The 6,415-nt window shown below is 61.3% G+C and carries 6 protein-coding genes; all 6 read left to right on the top strand.

What is annotated here, in order from left to right; translation table 11 throughout:
* A partial coding sequence (locus tag LKG04_RS06825) for a transposase (protein ID WP_291763505.1) occupies positions 1-198 on the top strand: 198 nt, incomplete at its 5' end.
* Between the two features lie 28 nt (positions 199-226).
* On the top strand, positions 227-1,285 hold the full coding sequence (locus LKG04_RS06820) for an ABC transporter substrate-binding protein (protein ID WP_434734892.1): 1,059 nt from the start codon (positions 227-229) through the stop codon (positions 1,283-1,285).
* A gap of 460 nt (positions 1,286-1,745) precedes the next feature.
* Entirely contained in the window at positions 1,746-2,801 is a 1,056-nt protein-coding gene (ilvC, locus tag LKG04_RS06815) for a ketol-acid reductoisomerase (RefSeq protein ID WP_291761189.1), read from the top strand.
* Between the two features lie 499 nt (positions 2,802-3,300).
* On the top strand, positions 3,301-4,056 hold the full coding sequence (locus LKG04_RS06810) for an ECF transporter S component (protein ID WP_291761187.1): 756 nt from the start codon (positions 3,301-3,303) through the stop codon (positions 4,054-4,056).
* A gap of 13 nt (positions 4,057-4,069) precedes the next feature.
* Positions 4,070-5,353 carry a phosphotransferase enzyme family protein gene (locus LKG04_RS06805; RefSeq protein ID WP_291761184.1) on the top strand — a complete coding sequence of 428 codons (1,284 nt, stop codon included), beginning with the start codon at positions 4,070-4,072 and terminating at the stop codon, positions 5,351-5,353.
* Between the two features lie 85 nt (positions 5,354-5,438).
* Positions 5,439-6,407, top strand: a complete 969-nt coding sequence (locus LKG04_RS06800; RefSeq protein ID WP_291761182.1) for an ABC transporter substrate-binding protein — start codon at positions 5,439-5,441, stop codon at positions 6,405-6,407.
* Positions 6,408-6,415 lie beyond the last annotated feature (8 nt).

Here is a 6,415-nt window from a genome sequence, read left to right as displayed (position 1 = left end):
ATCCGCACCAACAACATGATCGAACGACTCAACCGCGAAATACGCCGCAGAACTCGCGTCGTGGGAGCGTTCCCCGACGGCAGGAGCGCACTCATGCTCATCACTGCGAGAATCCGCTACGTCACCGCCAACGACTGGTCGACCCGCCGCTACCTGGACATGTCCCGACTCCACGACACCATACAAGAAGCGAACTGAAAACCCACACAGGCGGGCAAGAACCAAAGTGCGCAAGAACCCGGGCACTACCGCCGGCGGCGTGCTGGGCAAGAAGATTCAAACCGTAAGTGCTGATGTGTCCGATGCCGACCACGCCGACCAGAACACGGCGGGCGCGCAGTCGGTGCTGTCCAAGAACCCATCGGTGATTCTCGGCCCCGCATCCAGCTCGGTGGTCAAGAATGTCTACAAATCCATCGCCGAAGCCAAGGTTCCGCTCATCTCCATGGGCGCGACCTCGCCCACGCTCTCCGGCGTGAGCCCGTACTTCTTCCGCACTGTGCCGCCGGATTCGGTGCAGGGCGCGGTGCTGGGCAACGTCATCGCGCAGGACGGCGTCCAGAAGCTGGCCATCGCGGTGTTCAACGACGAGTATGGTACCAATCTGCGTGACGTGGTCGTCAAAACCGTCGAGGCCGCGGGCGTCAACGTCGTGTATGGCGAAAAGGACACCTTCGATCCCACCGAAACGAACTTCTCCTCGCTGGTGACGAGCATCAAGGCGACGAATCCCGATGCCGTGCTGCTTATCGCCTTCGACCAGTCGCAGCAGATCATCAAGGAGTTCGCAAGCCAGGGCGTAGACACCCACAAGCTATACATGACTGATGGCAACACCGCCGACTACTCGGGCAAGCTTGCCGACGGGTTGCTGAAGGGGACTACGGGAACCATCCCGGGCGCCCATCCCAGCGATGCCTTCCAAGAGCGGCTGAAGACCGTGAAGTCCGATCTCGCCGATTTCACCTATTCGGCGGAAACCTATGATGGCGCCATTCTCGCGGCTTTGGCTGCGCAGAAGGGCGGTGCCACCGATGGTGCAACGGTGCAGAAGAACCTCCGCGCCGTTTCCGGCTCCACCAAGGGCACCGAGTGCACGACGTACAAGGACTGCCTCGCCCTGCTGAAAGACAAGAAGGAAATCACCTACAAGGGCCAGTCCGGCATCGGCCCGATCAACGAGGACGGCGACCCGAGCGCCGCATCCATCGGCGTTTACAAGTTCGATGGATCCAACAAGCCGGTCTACGATCACTCGCAGGAAGGCGAAGTCCCGAAGTCTTGATCCTGGGCCGTTCATCCCGGGTCCGCAGCACGCTGCGGCTTGGCAGCATAGTGGTTTGGCAATACGGTGTTGTCTGGCCGCGTTGCTGCGCTGGATGAACGGTTGATATATCTTGCGTCCGCTGTGCTTATCGCCGGCGGGCGCATTCTTATGCCGTAGCTGCTCCTTTGCTGAAGGTGATGCTGCTCATGATGTCCGTGGACTCCGTTGAACTCTGCGATATCGTGCCCAATCTGTGATACACGGCGCTTGACCGGCGGCTTTTCCGGTATGATGGGCACGGTCAAGGACAAAATCCGCCCGTATGAACCACACGAAGACCCGGCCCCGCGTATTTGCGGCGACATAGACGCGATATGCGCATCGGCTGGGACAAACGGTATTTTCTCAATGGCACGGCGACCCAACCGTGCAATGGCAGAACCGCAACATCACGTAAGCACATAAGGAGTGCAATACTATGGCAGCACAAATCTGGTACGAAGACGACGGCGATCTCGCTGCCCTCGCAGGCAAGAAAGTAGCGATCATCGGCTACGGCTCGCAAGGCCACGCCCATGCGCTGAATCTGCGCGATTCCGGCATCGATGTCGTCGTCGGCCTGCGTCCGGGCTCAAAATCCGTCGAATTCGCCAAGGAGCAGGGCCTCGAGGTCAAGAGCGTGCCGGAAGCCGCAGCCGAGGCGGATATCATCATGATTCTGGCTCCCGACCAATTCCAACGCATCATCTGGTCCAACGACATCGAACCCAACATCAAACCGGGCGCGGCAGTCGGCTTCGCCCACGGGTTCAACATCCATTACGGCTATATCAAGCCTTCGCAAGATCACCCGGTCTTCATGGTCGCGCCAAAGGGCCCGGGCCATATCGTGCGCCGCGAGTATGCCGCAGGCCGCGGCGTGCCGGTCGTGGTGGCCGTCGAGCAGGACCCGCGCGGCGACGGCTGGGCGATCACGCTGGCCTATGCCAAGGCCTTGGGCGCGCTGCGCGCCGGTGCCATCAAGACCACATTCAAGGAAGAGACCGAGACCGATCTCTTCGGCGAGCAGGATGTGCTCATGGGTGGCATCAACCACTTGGTCGAAACCGGCTTCGAAGTTCTCGTCGAGGCTGGCTACCAGCCGGAGATCGCCTACTTCGAGGTATGCCACGAGCTTAAGATGCTCGTCGATCTCATGAATGAGGGCGGCCTGAACAAAGCCCGCTGGAGCTGCTCCGACACCGCGCAGTACGGCGACTTCATCTCGCAGGTCGTCGACGACTCCACCAAGAAGCGCATGGAATACCAGCTCGGACGCATCCAGGACGGTTCCTTCGCCAAGGAGTTCATCGACGATCAGGACGCCGGCGCGCCGAAGTTCCGCGAACTGCAGGAGCAATACTCCCATGTGCAGATCGAAGAGGTCGGCCCCAAACTCCGCGCCATGTTCTCTTGGAACAAAGGCGAAGCCGAAGACGCCGACGAGAACCAGTCCTTTACCGGCAAGATCGCTCGCGCGCAAGTGCAGGCGTGATTGGGCGGTAGCAGTCACACATCTGACACCTGAAAATCGCCGTTCCTTGGCCTATGCGGTCAAGGAACGGCGGTTTTCGTATGCGGTGCTCCCGGCATCTCCCCAACGACAGACATCTCCTGCGACACGCATGGGTTGCAGTGTACAAGTCGAACGATAGCGTTTTCGACCCGCGCAATTCTGTGGGTCGCGAACATCACTGTCGCAGACTTTTGCGTCCCAACCCGGGCGTGCCGCATGTGATATGGCATGGGTGCGGGCGGGCTATGCGAGGTTACGCATGGCTGTGGGTGCAGGCGTCTGCGTTGTTTGCTACAGTGTGGCCTTGCAAGACACGGGAGCTGGAAAGCTGAGAGGGAGATGCGAATCTCCGACCGTTGAACGTGACACGGCTAATACCGTCGAACGAAGTCAATGCCTATCTTGGTGTTCCTTCTCGTGATACCCACGCCTGCCTGCTCCTCGCGGAGCCGGACGGCAGATATTTCAGAGGAGAACAATGTCTGCACCATCCATCAACGGTGATCACGAGAACGGTCGTCATGGCAATCGCATCGAAGCCGCCGTTTCGAACGCTCAATCGCCAAGCCCATCAGCCGCAGGCGACCTGCCTGGGCAGTCTGGGCAGCCACGGGCGACCGCGCACATATGGCATCAGCTGCGCCGTTGGCGCGCCATCGACATCACCGTGGCGTCGGTCATCGCCGTGGCGTCGGGCATCGTGTTCCGGCTTGTCGATCTCATCGTCATCGTGCCCTATGCCGCGCTCGAAGGAGTGTTGCCCGGATTGGCCGGGCTGCTCAGCGGTTTCTGGTATTTTGCCGGTGTGCTGACGATGCTCATCGTGCGCAAGCCGGGCGCCGCGCTGTATGCCGAAACGGTCGCCGCATGCCTGGAGCTTGTGCTCGGCAACCAGTGGGGAGCCGGCGGAAGTTTAGTCGCCGGCATCGCGCAAGGCCTGCTCACTGAAATCGCGTTTCTTATGCTGGCATACCGGCATTGGAACGCTTGGGCCGCGGCGCTGGCGGGCGCATTTGCCGCGATCGGAGGACTGGGATATTCCTTCGTCACTACGTATGCGGGCATCAATGTCACCGGGGTTTTCGCTATCACGAATATTCTGAGCAACGTCGTATCTGGAGCTGTTGTTTCAGGCGCGCTGATGTGGCTGCTTTATCGGGGCGTCGCGCGCGCGGGAGCCTTGTCGCGTTTCGAATCGGGGCGTGAATTGACGCCGGTTGCGGACGTGGATTAAGAGGCCGCGGCATATGAAAGGCAATGGCGACCCTCAGCTGGAGATCGTCGCGCAGCACTGGCCGAACGTCGAGGCGTATGAGGCGCAGGCGCTGCTCCGGCTGTCCGATCCGAGCATCATCGTGCACTCGGTCGCGTCCTACAGCGGCCGGCCCACGGCTGCCGCCTCGCTCGTGCATACGAGCATCGGGCTGATATTCATCAAGCGCTATGCCCGATGCGTCAGAGATGCTTCTACCATTGAGCCGTATCACCGTTACGCGGCGTATCTCGCCGATCATGGCATAGCGACCCCGAGTTTTCTGCGATTCCATGAGGATGAGGAGTCGGTCCTCGAAGTTCCGGGCGGCACGTCGAGCGTGGCGCTGACGGCCGGCTGCGCCTACGAGGCGTACCTTGCGGCCGATGGTTCGGACCGGTATGGCAAGGCCCTCACCTGGGATCCACCGCGGGCCTTGGATGAGGCGCGGCAGCTCGGGCGTTTCCTCGCCGCGATCGACGTGGCGTCGGCCGGATTCGAGCAGCCCGCATTGGAACCCAACGGGATGTCCAATGCCTTCGGGCTGCTTGCGTTCGGCTCAGCTGGCTTGTCTGATTCGGCTGATCGGTTCAGCTCAGCTCATGCCCTGAAACAGGCGGTCACGCCATGGCTTGAGCAACGCCCGGGCGTGAGACGGTATCTGGAACTCACGCAACGGGATATCTTCAGCGACATGCAGATCGCCCTGCCGTACGGCGAAGCAATTGCCAAGCCGTATGCGACTTTGCATCCGCAGTGGACGCATGGGGACCCGCATATCTCCAACTTCCTGTGGCAAGGCGACCGGCCGTGCGCCGTGATTGATTTCGGGCTTGCCGACTGCAATACCGCCGTATTCGACCTGGCGATGCTGCTCGAACGCCACGCCATTCAATGGGTCGACGTGATGAATGGGAAGGACGACGCATGCCGGCCCGATGTGATGCTTGCGCTGCTCGAGGGCTACTGCGCGGTTCGGCCGCTGAGCGACGCGGAGAAAGCAGTGCTGCCAGGCCTCTTGCCGATATGCCAAGTAGAAGCAGGTCTCAACTGGATCCAGTATTACATGAACGCCGCGGCGGCACTGGGCGGGGCGTGCTCTGAAGACGGGGAGGGCCTAGCAGGCGCTGCGCCAGAAAGTGTTGCGGCCGAACGCATGTCCCATGCCCTCAGCGATGCCGATTGGTGCTACGACGCGTGTTTTTTGGCGCATACCTGTTGGTTCGGCTCAGGTGCAGGCCGGCGGCTGCTCGATACGTTACGGTCGGCGCTGGCCTAGCGTGCCCACAACGCAGATCTTCGGCAAACAGACAATAACCAATGCACAACAAGCAATATAAAAAATAACCAATTAAGGAGCAACTATGCTTTCAGTACGACTCGAATATGTTCATCCGTGGACGAACCACGCCGGCATGTACCTGGCGCGGCAGCGCGGATTCTACCAGGAATACGGCCTTGACGTGGAGTTCACAAGCGGCGACACCTTCCGCGGCGACCCCGCGTACCTGCTGGCCCGCGGCGAATGCGACATCGCGCTGGTCCGGCTCAACCAGCTGCTGTTCCACCAGCAGAGCGAAGCGTCGCTGATCTCCGTCGCGGTGATGAACCAGTGCCAGATCGGCGGCATCATCACCAATAAAAGCACCGGAATTGCGCGGTTCCGCGATTTGGAAGGCAAGCGCGTATGCATCCCGATGGGCGTGAAGCGGCTGCACACCGAGCTTGAGGAGGCGGTGAGCAAGGACGGTGGCGATTTCTCCAAAGTCATCACCATCGATCCGGGCGAATGGGAGCCGGATATCCGCGCGGTCGAACGCGGCAAATGCGACGCCTTCATCAATGTCGCATGGTGGGAGCCGTTCCAAGGATCGCAGGGCTTCGATCAGGTCGTGACGCTGCCCTTCGACTCGATCGGCGTGGCGCCGCACCATTCCTATTACGTGTGCGTGCGCCGGGAGTTCCTCGACCGCAACCCGAATCTGGTGAGGAACTTCCTCGATGCGACCGTGCGCGGCTACGATCTGGCAGGCAAGGATCCGCAGGCCGGCGTCGGCGCCCTGCAGCCGGCGCTGTGCCACATTGACCCGGACGTGCTCGACGCCTCGCTCGCCGCCGTGACCCCGTCCTGGTATGACCTGCAAGGGCGCTGGGGCACCGCCGACCTCGGCACCGTCCGCTCGTACACGCGCTGGATGGCCGAACGCGGTCATTTGAGCGTCCCGTTGGAACAGGCCGAGCAGAGCCTCGACGGCCATTGCGTCACCAACGCCTTCCTGCCCCAAACCGACGAGCAGGCTCCCCAGGCGATGCCGATGCCCGAAGTCGGCTGAGCTGCGGC

Source organism: Bifidobacterium sp., from assembly GCF_022640935.1.
GTDB lineage: Bacteria > Actinomycetota > Actinomycetes > Actinomycetales > Bifidobacteriaceae > Bifidobacterium.
This window is presented reverse-complemented; position numbering and strand designations above follow the sequence as displayed.